Genomic DNA, 17,212 nt, shown 5'->3' on the forward strand with positions numbered 1-17,212 from the left:
AACCCAAAATAAATGAAAAAATTGCTCTTTTCTGCCATATTCCTGTTTTCAGTTTACATAACTGAAGCGCAAGTGAGGTTTGGATTTAAAGCTGCGCCAAATATTTCTTTTAATAGAATAGAGTCAGAGGCTGATAATACCGATTTTAGAACAGATGGAGTTGGCCTTAAATTTCAATTGGGTCCAGTTTTCGATTTCGAGTTTAAAGAGAATCATTATTTCAGTACTGGGATAATATTTACGTCCAAGCGATCAACTTTTGTGGCCGATTCAATGAATAATACTTATCAAGAAGCATATAATCCGCAGTATTTACAGCTTCCAATAACATTAAAATTATTCACTGAGGAAGTAGGCTTGGACAAGAAAATCTATTTCCAATTTGGCGGCACAGTTGATTTCATGACCAATAGCGAGGGCGAAGAGGAAAACATTGTTCAAAGCTTTAAATTCTTTGATTTGAATTCTTTATTGGCAATTGGATTAGAATACGGAATCGGCATAAATACAAAAATATTTGGAGGAATCGTTTACCAACGAGGTTTATTAAATGTTATCAAAGACAATGCTTATGGCGATAATTTTAAATTGAGAAATGACTTCGTAGGTTTAGAAATTGGCATTATCTTTTAGTCTCCTATTGGTAAGTTAATTACATAGTATTCATTTCTTCCAATTCTGATGTCATCATCTTGAATCCATGGGTTGTAAATTCTAAGGGTTTTATAAGTTGTATTTTGCCCTCTGGAGTAATCCACCCAATTTGTGGAATTGCGAACCGTATCAGTTCGATAGCTATAGGGTTCATACAAATGCTCTTTGCTTATATCCAATCCGTAATCTTGAGGACTTTCAAAAATTTGTTTGATTGCCAAAATTCTAAACACATAACGTGAAGTTTCATCATTTAGCATTAAATCATAATAGCTATTGTCTACTTTTTGATTGTCTAAAGCATTTTGCATGCCCCGCATTCCTCTATTATATGAAGCAGCTACTAAAGTCCAATTCCCGAATTTGTCATAGGCTCTTTTTAAATATTTGCAGGCGGCCTCGGTTGATTTTACGGGATGATAGCGCTCATCCACATCTCTATTAATTTCTAAGCCATATTCCTTCCCAGTGCTTTTCAAGATTTGCCAAAAACCTACAGCACCTGCGTAACTAGTAACATTTTCTAGTCCACTTTCAATTAGAGCCAAGTATTTAAAGTCATCTGGAACCCCATTTTTTTCTAAAATCGGTTCAATTACCGGAAACCAACGATTGGCTCGCTTAAACAAAAATATAGTATTATTATGCCAATAGGAATTGATATGCAATTCTTTGTCTAATCGTTCTTTCACATCATCTATATGCAATGGCACTGGTTCTCCGGCAAGGTCGATTTCCTCAGGTAGCGGAATGGTTTTAGCATTCTTGAAAGCAATCGGTCGGACCGGTTCCATGATTGGCTTGTCCCTTTCTGTTCCTCTTTGATTCCCGAAAAAAGCAACAATCAGGAAAGTGACCAAAGATGCTATTGAAATATAAAGTGCTAATCTGCTATCTGACATAAGGAATTGCTTCTGTTAAAGAATTTAGAAATTTGGCGAAAGCATAAACTGTGAGTAGAAATTATCAATTACTTTTACAGCTTCAGTTGGTGTATCCACAACCGTGAACAATTCCATGTCCTCAGGGCTCACATTATTTTCAGCTTCAATTAAGGTTTCTTTTATCCAATCGATTAAACCTGACCAGAATTTTTTTCCTACCAAAACGATTGGGAACCGCCCAATTTTATGGGTTTGAATTAATGTCAAGGCTTCAAAAAGTTCATCCATTGTGCCAAATCCACCTGGCATAACCACAAAACCTTGAGCATATTTAACAAACATTACTTTTCTAACGAAGAAATAATCAAATGTTATCAATTTATCAGGATCGATGTAGATATTATTGAATTGCTCAAATGGTAGTACAATATTGAGCCCTACTGATTTTCCATTTTCACTTTTAGCCCCTTTATTTCCTGCTTCCATTATTCCAGGGCCACCTCCAGTAATTACTCCGTAGCCATGACGAACTAATTTTGCTGCTACTTCTTCGGCCATCTTGTAATAGGGATGATCGGGCTTTGTTCTAGCAGAACCAAAAACAGAAACACATGGACCTATTTTGGAAAGCTTTTCAAAACCCTCTACAAATTCAGACATGATTTTAAAAATTGCCCAAGAATCCGAGCTTTTAATTTCGTTCCAATCTCTGTCTTTGAATGCCTTTCTTATTTTATTTAATTCTAGTTTATCTTCGTTATTTGATTCGCTCATTCTTACTTATGTTTAAGATTAATATAGCATTTTAATTAGTTAAAAAAATGCTCGATTTAATTTTTAAATTGAGGGTTAAATTTCCTATGATTGTCTTTTTTGTTTGTAATCAGAAGGTTTATTACGCTTCCATCTTTTATGTGTCCAAAGCCAAAGATGTGGAGTTTTATAGATATCCGCTTCTAGCAAACGCATATGCTTCTCAGTAATATACCCATAAGTGGTTTTATTTGGTTCCTCTGCGATCAGTTCAAAATCAATTTCATAACGAGATCGAGCTACCTTTTTAACATGTGCGTAAACTACAGCTAAGTCAAATTGCTTACTAAATTTTTCCACCCCGTAAAAAACGCCTGTTTCCCGGCCGAGGAACTGCATCCAATATGAGTTATATGGATTATTAGGTGATTGATCTGCAGCAAAACCTACTATTATATGTTCCTCTTGCCGTTTTCTTATTTCTTTATAAACATGGTCCTTAGAAATCATCAAACTCCCTTTAAACCGGGTTCGATTTTCTTTCATAAGTTTATCCATGACTTTGTTTTTCAAAGGCTTATATATGGCTAAACCAAAAGGTTGATTACGGTCTGTCATAAAATTAAAGCCTTGTGCAGACCACTCCCAATTACCAAAATGTGGTAATGTTATCGCTAAATTGCGCTTTTGATCTAGCAGTTTTTGAATTTCTGGGCTGGTATTAATTTTATACCGTTTTTTGATTGTCCTTTTCGAAAAACTAAATGCTTTTATACTTTCAATCAATAAATCAACAAAATGGTAGTAAAACTTCTTGGCTATCTCTTTAATTTCCTTTTCAGATTTATCAGGAAAAGATTTTGATAAGTTATCCATCACTACTTTGTGACGGTAAAGTTTGAATTTAATGAAGAAGAATCCGAGTAGAGTCGAAAGTCCGTGGTAGAACCAAAACGGAATTTTACTCAAAAGCCAAAAAACAGCTTTCAAAAAATAGTATTTAGCTTTCATGATTTAATCTTGTAATTGAAGTTTTACCAAATTGCTGTAGGTACCGTTTTCCGATTCTAGAAGTTCTTGATGGGAGCCTTCTTCAGAAATTTGTCCTTCTTTTAACACAAAAATCTTATCTACTTTGCGGATAGTGGCTAAACGATGTGCAATAATAATAGTCGTTCTATCTTTCATCAACTCATCCAATGCCTGTTGCACTAAATGTTCCGATTCTGCATCAAGTGAGGATGTGGCCTCATCTAATACTAGAATTTTTGGATCTTTTAATATTGCTCTGGCTATTGCTATCCGCTGCCGTTGACCTCCGGACAGCTTAACGCCCCTTTCACCCACTACTGTATCTAAGCCTTCAGGAAAATCTTTAATAAAGAGCCATGCATTAGCTTTTTCGGCAGCAGCAATGACTTCTTCATCTGAAGCATCTGGTTTTCCATAAGCAATATTTTCACGAATAGACCCTCCAAATAAAATAATTTCTTGCGGAACGATTCCGATATTTTGTCGGTAAGCTGTGATGGACAATGAATTAATATTAAGGTCATCAACTGTAATTTCACCTGAAGCCAACGGGTAAAAACGCATCAGCAATTGAATGACTGTTGATTTTCCTGCTCCACTATGTCCAACAAGGGCTACCTTTTCGCCTGCACCAACGGATAGATTCAAGCCTTGCAATACCTCCACATCTTTTCGAGTTGGATAAGAAAATTGTACATCTTTAAATTGAATTGATCCTTGAAGATGTATTTTTTCTTTTGCCTCTATTTTAAATTCTTCTTCCTCTTGTAAAATTTCCATTACTCTTTCTGAAGCACCAATCGCTTTTTGGATTTGGCCATATAAATCTCCTAATCCGGCAATGGAACCGCCTATGAAAGTAGTATACAACACAAAACTTAATAAATCACCCACACTCATGCTACCCTCTTGCACTAAGCTAGCACCATACCACAATACTGCCACTATCCCACCAAACATAGCAAAGATGATAAACGAAATAAAAGCACCTCGGTAGGTAGCGGATTTGAGAGCTACCTTCACTACTTTATCAAGTGATTTTCGATATCTCAAAACTTCTGTTAATTCGCTGGTGAAGGCTTTTACAATATTGATAGACTGCAAAGTTTCTTCCACAATAACATTTGCTGAGGCTAACTCTGATTGTGTTTTTTTAGATAGTTTCCTGATAAATCGGCCAAAGATCATTGCCGCAATTACTAATACAGGGAAAGTTGCTACCATAAAAATGGCTAGCTTAGGCGTAAAGTAAAAAATAATGGCAGCGCCAATTATTAAAGTTGAAACTTGTCTAATAAATTCCGCTAGTGTAACTGAAAAAGTATCTTGCAAAAGAGAAACATCGGAAGTTATTCGACTTACTAGTTCCCCGACTCTACTTTTATCATAAAAAGTCATGGGTAGGCTCATCAACTTTGTATAAAGCTTGGCACGCATATCGGCCATAGCTCTTTCACTCACTTGAGCAAATAAATATACCCTAAAAAAAGAAAAGAAACTTTGTACGGCCAATATCCCGATTAGGATAAAAGCTACTGTATTAATCTCAGTAAAAATACCTGATGTTTTGCCCTGAGCTACATCTACTAACTTCCCCATCACATAGGGGAAACCTAAAAGTGTTGTACTTGAAATTAAAAGGAAAAATAGCCCGGCAATGAAATAGCCTTTATAGGGTTTAATAAATTGAAAAACCCCGCTGAGCTTTTTAAAATTTTCTTTATTGAGTGGCTTTTTCTCTTCCTCGTTAAGCGATTCGCTCTTTCTTCTTTTTGCCATTCTGATTTACTGTCGATTGCTAAAAATTAAACCACGCAAAGGTACAATAGTTCTTTCATAATGACTTATTTTTTTGCAGCGAACTTTTCCTTGCCCTCTTCAAGAAAATCTACAAACTTACTGATACTTCTTTCATAAGCGATTGGCTCAACCAACAATTCTCCATTTGTATCCAAGAGAACATAATATGGCTGTGCATTATTGTTGAAACGAGTGATCTGAAAATCGGCATTTTGCTTACCAATTGATTTTTTCACTTTTCCGTCATATTCACTGGTGTACCATTCGCTTTCAGGTAATTCAGTTTTTTCATCCACATAAAGAGCCAACATCACATAATCGTTTTTTAATCGGCTCAAAACTTTTGGATCTGACCAAACTCTAGCCTCCATTTCACGGCAGTTCACACATCCGTGACCAGTGAAATCTACAAAAATTGGTTTTCCTTGCTCTTTTGCACAGGCTAATGCTTGCTCATAGTCGAAGTAACCTTTAATCCCATGTGGAAAATGGAGCATATCTCCGTATTTAGGCTCTTCGCATAATTGATCTTCAGCACTTATAGCTCCCGAGCCTCCGCTGTTTTCCCGGATCAATGTTGGCAAATCAAAATCATGAGAGCTCATAGGAGGAAGATAGCCAGATAATGCTTTTAAAGGCGCGCCAAATAAACCTGGGATCATATAGAGTACAAAGCTGAAAGTCACGATACTCAACATCAACCTTCCCACGGATAATTTTTCAATTGGGCTGTCTCCCGGTAATCTCAATTTACCCAATAGATATAATCCTAGGAAAGCAAAGATCACAATCCAAAGCACTAAATAGATGTCTCTGTCTAAGATTCCCCAATGATAAACTTGGTCGGCTATGCTTAAGAATTTTAACCCTAGGGCTAATTCTAAGAATCCTAGCACTACTTTTACTGAATTTAGCCATCCACCTGATTTTGGTAAATTATTTAGCCATTCAGGGAAAATAGCAAAAAGCGTAAATGGAATAGCAAAAGCCAAACTAAAGGCAAACATCCCTAATAAGGGTTTAATTACCATTCCTCCAGCAGATTCTACTAAAATACTGCCTACAATCGGACCAGTACAGCTGAATGAAACCAAAACCAAAGTGAAAGCCATAAAGAAAACGCCTCCTAAACCACCTTTATCAGCTTTAGCATCCACTTTATTGACAAAGCTAGAAGGTAAATTGATTTCAAAAAGACCCAAAAATGATAAGGCAAAAATGAAGAATACCAAAAAGAAAAATACATTTGGAATCCAATGCGTGCTGAGCCAATTGGCAAATTCAGGACCATTAATTACCGCAATAATAGTTCCTGCAACCACGTAAATTACGATAATTGATAACCCATAAATCACTGCTTGACGAATGGCTCCTGCTCTGGTTTTAGCTTTTCCAGTAAAGAATGTCACCGTCATAGGAATCATAGGAAAAACACAAGGCGTTAATAATGCGGCTAATCCGGCTAAAAAAGCCACTAACATAAACCCTAAGAGGGAATAAGGAGAGTTAGAATCCTTTTGTTGAAGGTCAATTAATTTTTTTTTACCTTCTTTTTGGGATTGATCAGATGATGATTCTTGTTTTTTATCTTTCTGAATTGAGCTTGTTGATGATTTAGTTTTCTTTCCAAATGAGAAGTCATCACTAAATGGAATACATTTTCCGTCAACATCAGAACAGACTTGGTAGCTATTACTAGTCTCTATTATAAAAGGAATTTCTTTTACAATAACTTTTTGCTGGAATTCTCCTTTCCCTTTAAAATAAGTATAATCTCCCTCCCATATTTCATCATAACCTTCCGAAGGATTGATTGGGATAATACTATCCAATAATTGATAAGAATCATCCTCCACAAAATCAAATTCTGTAAGCATTGGACCTAAATCAGGATCAAAGTCGGAAGAATATAAATACCAATTTTGATCTATTTCTGCTCTGAACGAAAGCGTAGCTGTATCGCCTACTTCTAAATTTTCCTCTAAAATGGAGCTTTCCCAACTGATGGGTTTAATAACTTGGGCAAAGGTGTTTTGCAAAAATAAACCCACCAAAAGTAGGCTGTAAACTAAATATCTCATAAACTTTTAATAAGGCCTGTTCGTCTTACAAAAATAAAACACGAAGATAGTTAATTTTTGTTGGACGTAAAGTAACTAATGTCATGCAGGCGATAAAACGTAAATGGTTAATTTTCTCAATTCTAGGATTAATATTAATCGGGGCTGGTTTAAGCTTGGCGATTGATGCCGGTTTTTACCGAATGCAACATAGAGACGGATTAGAATGGATTTATTATGGAACCTTTGCTCTATTGGTATTTAATTCGGGATTATGCTGTTTTGGGCAAGGGGTAATTTATAAAATAAAGCTTGATCATCTAGCGGAGAATTAAAAATACATGTCATTCCATTATGCAAGTTTTGTTTTCCTGAGTTGGGGGCTAACCGACCGAAAATTGATCAAGCAATTTTACAATACGTAATTGTAATCTAATACTTCCATTTATTGGCCAATGCCACTAAAGAAAGCATGACTGGTACCTCCACTAAAACCCCCACAACCGTTACTAATGCAGCCGGGCTTTGCAATCCGAACAAAGCTATGGCTACTGCCACTGCCAATTCAAAGAAATTACTGGCCCCGATCATAGCTGCTGGTGAGCAAACCGCATGTGATAATTTTAATTTCCTTCCTGCAAACCAAGCAATGAAAAATATCAAATAGGTCTGAAGAATTAGTGGAACAGCAATCAATAAAATAATGATAGGATTTTCTATTATGTTCGGTCCCTGAAATGCAAATAAAAGAATCAAGGTCAAAAGCAATGCAATTATGCTAACAGGCTTGAATTTTGGTAAAAATATTTCTTGAAACCACTTTTCACCTTTTTGTGCCACTATGATTTTATTGGTAATTACTCCAGCTACCAAAGGGATTACCACAAAAATTATGATGCTTGCTGCCAATGTTCCATAAGGGATGGAGACATTTGTAATACCTAGAAGAAAACCTACTAGAGGAATGAAAGCAACTAAAATTATCAGGTCATTAACCGAAACTTGCACTAGCGTATAATTGGGATCGCCATCGGTTAGATATGACCATACGAAAACCATAGCCGTACAAGGTGCCGCACCTAATAAAATAGCTCCTGCAATATATTCTCCAGCCATTTCAGGCTCAATAAAGGCTGAATACAAATGCTCAAAAAATATCCAAGCGAAAAATGCCATTGTAAAAGGCTTGATGAGCCAGTTGATAATAACTGTCATAATCAATCCTTTTGGCGCTTTTCCCACACCTTTTATGCTGGAGAAATCGATTTGCAGCATCATTGGATAAATCATCATCCATACTAAAATGGCGATAGGTAAGTTAACTTTATAAATTTCCAACTCGCTAAGGATAGTGATATCCTCTCCAGCTAAATATCCAATAAGGATTCCGACAGCAATACATAAGGCTACCCAAACGCTCAAATAACGTTCGAAAAATGCCATTTTCTTTTTCCCTGATTGTTCAGTCATGATTTTTTAAGATTTGAAAATACGTAAAACATTTCTGTAGCGATCTGTCTGCTACGCTCTTCATATTTTTGTTCTTTTTCCGGACTGTCGTCAAAAGCTTTAGGATCATGATAATTCAATGTTATTCTTTTTTCCGTTCCTGGAATAAAAGGACAATTTTCATCGGCATCAGAACAAGTCATGAGCGCAGCAAACCCAATTGATGGATTAAATGGATGGTCAAAAGTTTTAGAAAAAGCGATAACAGGATGAGTATCTTCACTATATTTTATCCCAATAACGGGGTTTTCTCCTTGAGAAAGTTTTATGCTTTCAAAGCCCGCTCCTACTAACACTTGAATAGTCATAGGATAAACTGCAGTTGAAGCTGTTCCTCCTGAGTAACATTGGATTTGGTTCAATTGAAAATATTCCGCCATAGCCTGTGCCCATATTTGGGAAAGGTGACTCCTTCTAGAATTATGGGTACAAATGAAATTCAGCGTAATCTTTTCTCCCGAATTGAGTTTTGCTTTTAAATAGCTTATAAAAGGCGTAAGAACATCCTTCCTTTCATTGGAAATCGATTCAATATCCAGTGTTTTGATGTATTCAGTTAGTCTTTGGAACATTTGTATATTCGGATTAACCTTTTTTATATTCTTTTTTCATCTACCAACAAACCATCACATTTTAACCGTAAGTTAAAATCAAAAGATCCCCGCCTTCGCGAGGTTGACATACAGAAAAAGTCAAGTGCTTTATTCGAAATATTTTACTGCAGAGTGATGACAACTACTTTATATGTATTAACAACATCCACTTCCAGGAGCACAAGCATTTGCTGATGTACCGGAAACATCTGCTAATTGCACTTTAGGTTTTGAAGCTGGAATTCCACATTTATCTTTTGCCAAACAATCAGTCTGAGTATTGACTAGTACAAAATGCTCTCCATTAAAATCTAGCTTGTATTTGCCAATAGTGTTGCTCTGATATTCAACCTCTACTTCCATATGCTCATCAATTCCCAATTTATCCTCAGATAAGGTAATGATATCATAAAGTTTTTTAGCTCCTAATCTATGGTCATAATACCCATCTTCCCATAGTTGAAAGTTTACTGTTTTTTCGTTTCTCATCGTTCCGCCACAATCGATAAAGTTACGTGTGATGATTCCCACTTCTGTAATGTGAAAATGCGGTGGGACGAAATCTCCATTTGGTAATTGAAAGTTCACTTTACTCAAGTCATTGAGTGCTGATTTGATTTCAGAAAGTTGCATGTTTTTATTTTTTTTAGTTTATTTTTTCAAAGCTCAGTATTATTATATTGCTATATTACGATGGTTTATCACAAAAAAATATCAGCAGCAGTCCTGCTGATTCGGGTTATGATACAATTCAAACATTCCACTGAATAGGTTTTTAACTTCTTCCCAGCGTACTGGATTTATACAGTAACTAATCGAAACGCCCTCAATAGTGCCTTGAATTATCCCTACTTCCTTTAATGCTTTTAAATGCTGACTGATGGTGGCTTGTGCCAATCCCAATTCAGAAACTAAATGCCCATTTATGCAAGCATTGGATTTCAGCAAATACTGTATTATAGCCAATCTTGCAGGATGCGCAAAAGCTTTGGCAACATTAGCCAAGTCATTTTGCTCTGCAGTGAATAAATCGGATTTCGTTACGCCCATATCATATTTTATTATATTGCAATATTACGATGTATTTTTGAAAACGCAAAATTATTAGTTGTGGTTGTTTATTTTTAGAACATCAATAGACTTTGATTTATATTTCTATTGCTATTGACAACCCCTGTTTCTTCTCATTTATTAGGAAAAGAGGCTCACGAAAGAAAAACACACCTTGGAAATAAGACTATCATCGATGAACTTGAAAAAAGAAAAAATAAGAAAAATTAACTTTATTATTCTTCCTCAACATCGTCCCCATCAACCTGTTCTAAGGTTTTATTGATTTCGCCAATAATCAGATTCAATTCTTCCGATGGTGGCCCGAGTTTTTCAAATAAACTTTTTAGATCATCAGGATCCCTAGAAAATTGAGAAACATTAATCAAACCCATTATTCTAGCTAAAGGACCACGAACTTTATGTGCATTGATATTAGCATAATCTATAATCTGTCGATTTTTAGATTCAATTAATTTAGTTCTCTCCTCAACTAAAGCTTCCAAATTTCTGTTAATTGCTTCGTACTCCTCATTTTTTGCAATTAACTCCTCCTGAGTTTCTTCCAACTCTTGGTTAGTGGATTTCAACTTTTTCTCATATTTTGAATTACTGCGATTATACCATAAGAGAGTGGTTGTTGAAAAAAATGCTAGAAACAGAGGTGGTAACTTAAAATCAGTAAAATTGCTTACCAACTCAACCATGGCTTGCGGTGGCTCACTGTAGAAAAGCAATAATTTATCAATGAAAAGAGTGACGATTAAATAATAGATAAAAAATACTGTTATGTATCCTGCATGTTTTTCTAAATCAAACAATAGAAAAGGAACAGAACAAAATACAGCAGATGCATACTGAAACCAAATGAATTGTCCTGGATAAAAGTCTCCAATCAAGATCGGAATCCCTAAAAGAATAATACTAGGGAAGAACAGAAAAATGCTTTTAGATAAATTGTAAAAGCGTTTATGATTCAAGTAAGGTATTAATAGCATAAGCACCAATACTCCCCCCCTTCTGTATGCTGCCAAATAGTTTTCGGTATTTAAAATATCATTTAAGCCAACCAATATCATGACGGCTGCCAAAAACAGAGACATGGCATTAGTGAGAAATACCTTTCTCTTCTGGTCGTCATCCATCTCGAAATGGATTCCTGCTTTGGTCCAGTATTTAATATTTCTCAGCAATTCTAGAATTGAGTTAAGCTTGTTGAACCCAAATTAAAAAATAAAGTTGGTATTTATCCAAAAATACGACTAACAGACCTTTTCTTTCTTTGAATTTGTTTTTTTATTCATTGGCTTTCCATTTTTTAGTACCTTTGCCGATTGTAACAAATGAAAAAATAAGTGACCTTAATAAAATCAATTTCCGGCATTAGAGGAACCATCGGAGGAAAAACAGGAGACGGATTAACGCCCGTTGATATAGTGAAATTCAGTAGTGCATATGCTGCGTGGCTTAGAACACAAAGCGATAATAATAAAGTGGTAATCGGCAGAGATGCACGACCTACAGGAGAAATGGTGTCAAAATTAGTATCTGCAACTTTGCAAGGCATGGGCATGCACGTTGTTGATTTGGGGCTTTCAACTACACCAACGGTAGAAATTGCTGTTGTCTTGGAAAAAGCTGCAGGTGGAATTATTTTAACAGCCAGCCACAACCCTGTTCAATGGAATGCTTTAAAGCTATTAAATGCAAAAGGGGAATTCATTTCTGGTGAAGATGGACAAGCTATTCTGGATTTAGCTGAAAGTGCCGATTACAATTTTAGCGAAGTTAAAAAAATTGGCAAATACACTACCCAAGACCATTACATTCAAAAACACATTGATATGGTAATTGATTTACCATTAGTGGATGTAGCGGCAATTCGTGAACGTAAATTTAAAGTAGTCGTAGATGCCGTTAATAGCACAGGAGGTATTGTAATACCCAAATTGTTGAAATCTTTAGGAGTAGCAGAAGTGAGAGAATTGTACTGTTATCCTGATGGTAACTTCCCTCATAACCCTGAGCCTCTGCCAGAGAATATTACACACATCAGCAATGAATTGGCAAATGGTCAATATGATTTAGGCTTTGTTCTCGATCCTGATGTAGATAGATTGGCTATTGTGAATGAAGATGGAACTCCGTTTGGTGAAGAATATACTTTGGTAGCAGTAGCTGATTATATTTTGAGTCAGAAAAAAGGGAATACAGTTTCCAACCTTTCTAGTACTCGAGCATTAAGAGATGTAACCGAAAAAAGAGGTGGTAATTACGAAGCTTCTGCCGTTGGAGAAGTCAATGTTGTAACAAAAATGAAGGAAACTGATGCCATTATAGGCGGTGAAGGAAATGGCGGCATCATATATCCTGAATTGCATTATGGAAGAGATGCTTTAGTGGGAATTGCATTATTTTTAACGCATTTGGCAAAATCAGGTAAATCTTGTTCACAATTGAGGGCTAGCTTTCCAAGCTATCATATTTCTAAAAATAAGATAGAATTAACTCCTGAAATTGATGTTGATGGGATTTTAGAAGCAATACAGGAGCGTTATAAAAATCAACCGATCAACACTATAGACGGAGTAAAAGTAGAGTTCGATAAGGAATGGGTTCATTTAAGAAAATCTAATACGGAACCAATAATAAGAATTTATTCAGAATCCGATTCTGAATCTAAAGCAGAACATTTGGCGCAAAAGATGATATCTGATATTAAAGAGATTATTTCATATAAAGAACATTAAATATTATGGCGGGGATTTATTTAGACAATGCAGCAACAACTGCTTTGGATCCGGAAGTTTTTGAAGCTATGAAGCCTTATATGCTTAATCATTACGGCAATCCTTCTTCGATTCATACCCATGGCAGGGAGGTGAGAACAGCAATTGAAAAGTCTAGAAGGACTATTGCTGAATTGCTAAATACTTCTCCTTCTGAGATATTCTTTACATCAGGAGGAACAGAGGCTGATAATACTGCTTTACGATGCAGTATTGAGCAGAAAGGAATCAAAAAAGTATTGACTTCAAAAATTGAACATCATGCAGTTTTGCACACTCTTCAGCATTTGGAAAAAGGAGGACATATTGAGTTAGATTATGTGGAACTGGATGAAAACGGAAGCGTAGAAATTGATCCTTTAAAAGAATGGTTGAGCAAAAATCCCAACAGCCTTGTTTCTTTGATGCATGGAAATAATGAAATTGGCAATATTCTAGATATCGAAGAAGTAAGCTGGATATGCAAGCAACATGGTGCAATTTTCCATTCTGATACCGTCCAAACCATGGCTCACTACTCTCACGATTTACAGGAAATTAAGGCTCATCACATCGTGGGCGCAGCACATAAGTTTCACGGACCGAAAGGAGTTGGCTTTTTGTATATTAATAGTGAACATAAAATTCACCCTTTTATTCATGGTGGTGCACAAGAAAGAAATATGCGTGGGGGAACTGAAAATGTATATGGAATAGTAGGTTTGGCCAAAGCCATGGAAATTGCTTATAGAGATATGGAAGAGCATCAAAACCATATTCAAGGATTAAAGGACAGGATGATTAAAAAACTAAAGACTAAAGTTGAGGGCGTTGCATTCAATGGTTTAAGTGCTGATCCGGATAATAGTCTTTACACTGTTTTGAATGTCTGTTTGCCTCCCTCAGATATGAGCGATATGTTATTGTTCAATTTAGACATTAAAGGAATTTCAGCTAGTGGAGGTTCTGCATGTAGCAGTGGAAGTGATGTGGGTTCTCACGTTATTGCCGAGTTAGGAAAAGCCGCTGAAAGACCCAATGTTCGGTTTTCTTTTAGCAAATATAACACATCAAATGATATCGATGCTGCGGTAGATGCCGTGGCTGAGATTTATGAAAAGAAGACGGTTGGATAGTACTAAAAAACAAACTTTTCCAAAGTGCTGCACTTTGGAAAAGTCTATTTGGAGTTCATTATAGTTTTAGTAATGCTTTTAAGAAGCCCATGTTTTCTCCTTTTTCTTTCACAATCATCAAAGGAATTTCATTATCGTATTTTACCACTTTTTCTGCAACGCTTCCCAATAGAATAGAAGCTAAACCAGTTCTGCCTTTTGATCCCATCACTATCATATCTGCTTTCTGGTCAGAAGCAAAATCAAATATTTTGTCAGCTGGAGAATCATCATTGTCCAATACAAACTGGCAATCTAAATCTTCTGGGAAATTATTCTTCTTGACAAACTCTCTAAAATCTGTTTTAGCATGCCCTTTCATTATTAAAGCAAATTCATCATAATTTTTGCCTGTTTTATGGTAGCCTGAAGGCACTTTAAAAACATTTACTAAGCTTAAGCTAATGTTTTTCTCATTTGATATTGCCAGGGCTTCTTCTACTGCCAGTTTTGCATGTTTTGAAAAATCCACAGATACCACGATTTTATTTAGCTTAAATACAAAATCTTCCGGCACTAACATTAAGGAGGTTTGAGCTACTTTGGCAATTTTCTGAGGTACAATTCCACCCCCTTTTAATTCCTTTTTTCTACCCATTACCATCATGTCAATATCCTTAATATTGACCCACTTGAGAATTTGTTCTGAAGGATCACCTTCTTTGATTTCTATTACCTTTTCACAATCATAATCCGTTTCCCAAGCTGTGCTAATCACCTTTTGAATAGAATCTGTAATGGATTCATCACTTGGAGCCATCAAATCAGGATAATTTCTTCTCAGTTCTTCCGGCAGTTCTAAATTCCTAGATATATGGACAAAATATACTTTATCACTTTTCAAGAATTCAGCTAAATGTGATACATATTTTATCAATATGTCATCCATTTTTGTAAGATCCAGTGCAACTAAGAGTCTCTCTAATTTATACATTTTCAGTTCAGTTTATTTCAAATATTAGTCGGAAGTGTAATTTAATAATTTATCTAACGAATTGTAGCTGACAAAGTGGTAATTTTGTCTAGCTTTTCTATAAATACTTAGCGCTACCCTTTTATGTGTCTCACTTTTTATTAGTTCCCCATAAATTGGCATTAAGAATTTTTTTCTTCCAGTATTGACTAAAAAGTTTTCCATTGCTCCAAAAGCTCGTCTGTAGTCCTTTTTTATTGCCAGAAGAAACCATTCCGACAATATTTCAGCATTTTCACTATCGGTGAAATCAAACTTATCATCTAGTATACTTAGGTGATTATACTCAATAGAATCTGGTAATTGATGGAAGAAATGGAGAAATTCATGTGTGCTCCAATCTTCGGTATTTAAAGTATCGATATTTCCAGTATCCAGCCACCTTTGCACTGATTCTTCTACTGATTTAAACCTATTCGAATATGGCTTTGGAATACTAGTAGGTATACCGGCACCATAAACCCAATCGGAAAATAACTTCTTAGGTACTACAATTTCATTTTTACCAAATAAATTTTGTTCTAGATATATGAGAAACTGTTCAGTATTAATACTTCTAAATGCATATTCTTTAAAATACTGTTGTAAAAATGCATCAAACGCTTCTCTACCAGAAATTTCTTCTAGTAACCTCAGGAAGAAATAGCCTTTATCATAAGCTATGGAAGTCATACCAACATCTGGATTTCTGCCCTCTAAATCTAATTTCAAATGAGTATCCTTTACGTTACCATTTTCAATTAATTCCCGAGATTCTTCCGTTAGTTCCTTAAAAGAAATGGAAGCAAGCATTTCAGCATAATCTTTCCCATACATTTCTTCCATAATACGGTACTCAAAATAAACCGTAAAGCCTTCATTTAGCCAGAAATCATTCCAGCTTGCATTAGTCACCAAATTTCCAGACCAGCTATGAGCCAATTCATGCGCTATTAAGGATACCAAAGATTTGTCACCAGATAGAATCGTTGGGGTAGCGAAAGTTAGTCTAGGATTCTCCATTCCACCAAAGGGGAAGCTAGGAGGAAGAACCAACACATCAAATTGCTCCCAACGGTATTTTCCATATAATTTTTCAGCGGTTTCTAAAAAAGATTGTAAATCTTCTAAAGCAGTCACAGCCTTTGCCATAGTAGCTGGCTCGGCATAAATCCCTGTTTGTTTTCCTGTTTTATGGAACTCCAAATTGCCCACTGCCAAGGCCATTAAATAGGCAGGAATAGGTTGTCGCATTTTGAAGGAATAATTTCCAGTGCTATCAATTTCTTGAGGATTTTCAGCGCTCATTATTGCTAAATTTCCCTCTGCCACTTTAACCTCTGCCTCGTAAGTAAACCGAATAGCAGGAGAATCCTGAATTGGAATCCAAGAACGGCACAAAATGGCCTGCGATTGGGTGAATAGAAATGGTGCGTTTCCTGCTGTTTGTTGCGCACTTAACCACTGTAAAGCTTCTGCATTTGGAGAAGTTTTGTATTGAATACTGATTGTTTTGGAATCTTCAGACAAAGGAATATGCAAAGCCTGGCCTAAAACTTCATCCGCTTTATTCAAAAAAAAGTCCACCGTATCATTCTGATTTCTCCATACTTTTTCAATTTGTAAATTTTTAGTATCCAAAATTATTTCACTAGTGCTCGGATATTTTCGAATGTCAAATTTTGCTACTGCTACAATTGTTTTAGTCTCAAAATCAACATTAGCATCCCATTCCAAATGGGTTATAACAGCTTCCTGCGGCTTAGAAAATGAATGATCGTCTTTTTGCATTAAATCGTTTGTGGTAATTCTATTCTTTTTCATTTCTTTATTTTCATTACAAGAAAGCAAGCCTATAACAATGAAAAATAGTAGAGTTGTTTTTCTCATTTGACAATGGGGCTTAATATTGAATTATCCTTTAGGTTCATATAAATTAAAACGAAGACTAAATTAGTTAAATGAAATTAGCTTAACTTACT

16 protein-coding genes are annotated in these 17,212 nt (G+C 35.7%); 4 read left to right on the forward strand and 12 right to left on the reverse strand.

Annotated elements, in window-relative coordinates; translation table 11 throughout:
• The first annotated feature begins 12 nt into the window (after window positions 1-12).
• A complete protein-coding gene (locus Q3Y49_RS04345) occupies window positions 13-633 on the forward strand; it encodes an outer membrane beta-barrel protein (RefSeq protein WP_303271017.1) in 621 nt (206 codons plus the stop codon).
• On the opposite strand, the gene Q3Y49_RS04350 is transcribed toward Q3Y49_RS04345, so the two are convergent.
• The 5 genes from Q3Y49_RS04350 to Q3Y49_RS04370 all read right to left on the reverse strand — a co-directional run bounded on the left by Q3Y49_RS04350 (window position 630) and on the right by Q3Y49_RS04370 (window position 7,204).
• Entirely contained in the window at window positions 630-1,556 is a 927-nt protein-coding gene (locus Q3Y49_RS04350) for a lytic transglycosylase domain-containing protein (protein WP_303271018.1), read from the reverse strand. The two genes, Q3Y49_RS04345 and Q3Y49_RS04350, sit on opposite strands and share 4 nt — an antisense overlap.
• A gap of 24 nt (window positions 1,557-1,580) precedes the next feature.
• Entirely contained in the window at window positions 1,581-2,312 is a 732-nt protein-coding gene (locus Q3Y49_RS04355; RefSeq protein ID WP_303271019.1) for an LOG family protein, read from the reverse strand.
• Window positions 2,313-2,396: 84 nt separating this feature from the next.
• Complete coding sequence (locus Q3Y49_RS04360; protein WP_303271020.1) at window positions 2,397-3,302, reverse strand: lysophospholipid acyltransferase family protein; 906 nt, start codon at window positions 3,300-3,302, stop codon at window positions 2,397-2,399.
• 3 nt (window positions 3,303-3,305) lie between these two features.
• A complete protein-coding gene (locus Q3Y49_RS04365; RefSeq protein WP_303271021.1) occupies window positions 3,306-5,102 on the reverse strand; it encodes an ABC transporter ATP-binding protein in 1,797 nt (598 codons plus the stop codon).
• A gap of 65 nt (window positions 5,103-5,167) precedes the next feature.
• Entirely contained in the window at window positions 5,168-7,204 is a 2,037-nt protein-coding gene (locus tag Q3Y49_RS04370; protein WP_303271022.1) for a protein-disulfide reductase DsbD family protein, read from the reverse strand.
• Between the two features lie 83 nt (window positions 7,205-7,287).
• Here Q3Y49_RS04370 and Q3Y49_RS04375 point away from each other — a divergent pair, with 83 nt between their 5' ends.
• Window positions 7,288-7,518 (forward strand): hypothetical protein, encoded by a 231-nt coding sequence (locus Q3Y49_RS04375; RefSeq protein WP_303271023.1) that lies wholly within the window; start codon window positions 7,288-7,290, stop codon window positions 7,516-7,518.
• A 97-nt stretch (window positions 7,519-7,615) separates the two neighbouring features.
• Here Q3Y49_RS04375 and arsB read toward each other — a convergent pair whose 3' ends face one another.
• From arsB to Q3Y49_RS04400, 5 genes are all read right to left on the reverse strand, one after another.
• Window positions 7,616-8,653, reverse strand: a complete 1,038-nt coding sequence (arsB, locus tag Q3Y49_RS04380; protein ID WP_303271024.1) for an ACR3 family arsenite efflux transporter — start codon at window positions 8,651-8,653, stop codon at window positions 7,616-7,618.
• Window positions 8,650-9,264, reverse strand: a complete 615-nt coding sequence (locus Q3Y49_RS04385; protein WP_303271025.1) for a low molecular weight phosphatase family protein — start codon at window positions 9,262-9,264, stop codon at window positions 8,650-8,652. Before Q3Y49_RS04385 ends, arsB begins: the two co-directional genes overlap by 4 nt.
• 177 nt (window positions 9,265-9,441) lie before the next feature.
• A complete protein-coding gene (locus Q3Y49_RS04390; RefSeq protein WP_303271026.1) occupies window positions 9,442-9,918 on the reverse strand; it encodes a DUF6428 family protein in 477 nt (158 codons plus the stop codon).
• An 81-nt stretch (window positions 9,919-9,999) separates the two neighbouring features.
• Window positions 10,000-10,335, reverse strand: coding sequence for an ArsR/SmtB family transcription factor (locus tag Q3Y49_RS04395; protein WP_303271027.1), 336 nt, complete (start codon window positions 10,333-10,335; stop codon window positions 10,000-10,002).
• A gap of 236 nt (window positions 10,336-10,571) precedes the next feature.
• Window positions 10,572-11,528, reverse strand: coding sequence for a hypothetical protein (locus tag Q3Y49_RS04400; protein WP_303271028.1), 957 nt, complete (start codon window positions 11,526-11,528; stop codon window positions 10,572-10,574).
• A 162-nt stretch (window positions 11,529-11,690) separates the two neighbouring features.
• Here Q3Y49_RS04400 and glmM point away from each other — a divergent pair, with 162 nt between their 5' ends.
• Together glmM and Q3Y49_RS04410 are read left to right on the forward strand one after the other, a co-directional pair.
• The gene (glmM, locus tag Q3Y49_RS04405; protein ID WP_303271029.1) at window positions 11,691-13,085 is read left to right on the forward strand and encodes a phosphoglucosamine mutase; all 1,395 of its coding nucleotides are present in this window, start codon (window positions 11,691-11,693) and stop codon (window positions 13,083-13,085) included.
• Between the two features lie 5 nt (window positions 13,086-13,090).
• Window positions 13,091-14,239 carry a cysteine desulfurase family protein gene (locus Q3Y49_RS04410; RefSeq protein ID WP_303271030.1) on the forward strand — a complete coding sequence of 383 codons (1,149 nt, stop codon included), beginning with the start codon at window positions 13,091-13,093 and terminating at the stop codon, window positions 14,237-14,239.
• Window positions 14,240-14,297: 58 nt separating this feature from the next.
• Here the strand turns inward: Q3Y49_RS04410 and Q3Y49_RS04415 are convergent, their stop codons facing one another.
• Window positions 14,298-15,212 carry a universal stress protein gene (locus Q3Y49_RS04415; protein ID WP_303271031.1) on the reverse strand — a complete coding sequence of 305 codons (915 nt, stop codon included), beginning with the start codon at window positions 15,210-15,212 and terminating at the stop codon, window positions 14,298-14,300.
• A gap of 24 nt (window positions 15,213-15,236) precedes the next feature.
• Window positions 15,237-17,054, reverse strand: a complete 1,818-nt coding sequence (locus tag Q3Y49_RS04420) for a M1 family metallopeptidase (protein ID WP_303271032.1) — start codon at window positions 17,052-17,054, stop codon at window positions 15,237-15,239.
• Window positions 17,055-17,212 lie beyond the last annotated feature (158 nt).

The organism is Marivirga harenae (genome assembly GCF_030534335.1).
Taxonomy (GTDB): Bacteria; Bacteroidota; Bacteroidia; order Cytophagales; family Cyclobacteriaceae; genus Marivirga; species Marivirga harenae.

Bases quoted from the DNA above. Each gene is read 5' to 3' on its own strand.
- Q3Y49_RS04345 (WP_303271017.1), top strand. From the start codon at position 13: ATGAAAAAATTGCTCTTTTCTGCCATATTCCTGTTTTCAGTTTACATA.
- Q3Y49_RS04350 (WP_303271018.1), bottom strand. From the start codon at position 1,556: ATGTCAGATAGCAGATTAGCACTTTATATTTCAATAGCATCTTTGGTC.
- Q3Y49_RS04355 (WP_303271019.1), bottom strand. From the start codon at position 2,312: ATGAGCGAATCAAATAACGAAGATAAACTAGAATTAAATAAAATAAGA.
- Q3Y49_RS04360 (WP_303271020.1), bottom strand. From the start codon at position 3,302: ATGAAAGCTAAATACTATTTTTTGAAAGCTGTTTTTTGGCTTTTGAGT.
- Q3Y49_RS04365 (WP_303271021.1), bottom strand. From the start codon at position 5,102: ATGGCAAAAAGAAGAAAGAGCGAATCGCTTAACGAGGAAGAGAAAAAG.
- Q3Y49_RS04370 (WP_303271022.1), bottom strand. From the start codon at position 7,204: ATGAGATATTTAGTTTACAGCCTACTTTTGGTGGGTTTATTTTTGCAA.
- Q3Y49_RS04375 (WP_303271023.1), top strand. From the start codon at position 7,288: ATGCAGGCGATAAAACGTAAATGGTTAATTTTCTCAATTCTAGGATTA.
- arsB (WP_303271024.1), bottom strand. From the start codon at position 8,653: ATGACTGAACAATCAGGGAAAAAGAAAATGGCATTTTTCGAACGTTAT.
- Q3Y49_RS04385 (WP_303271025.1), bottom strand. From the start codon at position 9,264: ATGTTCCAAAGACTAACTGAATACATCAAAACACTGGATATTGAATCG.
- Q3Y49_RS04390 (WP_303271026.1), bottom strand. From the start codon at position 9,918: ATGCAACTTTCTGAAATCAAATCAGCACTCAATGACTTGAGTAAAGTG.
- Q3Y49_RS04395 (WP_303271027.1), bottom strand. From the start codon at position 10,335: ATGGGCGTAACGAAATCCGATTTATTCACTGCAGAGCAAAATGACTTG.
- Q3Y49_RS04410 (WP_303271030.1), top strand. From the start codon at position 13,091: ATGGCGGGGATTTATTTAGACAATGCAGCAACAACTGCTTTGGATCCG.
- Q3Y49_RS04415 (WP_303271031.1), bottom strand. From the start codon at position 15,212: ATGTATAAATTAGAGAGACTCTTAGTTGCACTGGATCTTACAAAAATG.
- Q3Y49_RS04420 (WP_303271032.1), bottom strand. From the start codon at position 17,054: ATGAAAAAGAATAGAATTACCACAAACGATTTAATGCAAAAAGACGAT.